Origin of the sequence: Vibrio marinisediminis, assembly GCF_014050145.1 — a bacterium.
Classification (GTDB): Bacteria; Pseudomonadota; Gammaproteobacteria; order Enterobacterales; family Vibrionaceae; genus Vibrio; species Vibrio marinisediminis.
Genome location: NZ_JACFYF010000252.1, coordinates 1 through 271 on the forward strand (window position 1 = coordinate 1; position 271 = coordinate 271).

1 protein-coding gene is annotated in these 271 nt (G+C 66.8%); it reads left to right on the top strand.

Going from position 1 to position 271, the window contains the following annotated elements; translation table 11 throughout:
- Window positions 1-271: TRAP transporter small permease subunit (locus H2O73_RS24015; RefSeq protein ID WP_182110804.1), on the top strand; the 271-nt coding region annotated here is incomplete at both ends.

The following is a 271-nucleotide window of genomic DNA, read 5'->3' on the forward strand; positions in this document are numbered from 1 at the left end:
GGGTTGATGGCGCCGACGGCGTTCCGGCGCGGCGGGTTCGTGGCCATCGACATGGTGGTGCGGCTGCTGCCGGTGCGTCTGGGCGCGTTGCTGTCGCTGTTCTTGTTGTTCGTGATGCTGCTGGTGCTGGTCATCGCGGCGCAGATCGGCTGGTCCGAGGTCACGGGCTTTGGCGGGCGGTTCGCCACTGCTTCGCTCTACCTGCCGACGAACCTGAGTTTCACCGAATGGTTCCGGGTGCCGCGCAGCTGGATGATGGCCTCCCTGCTGG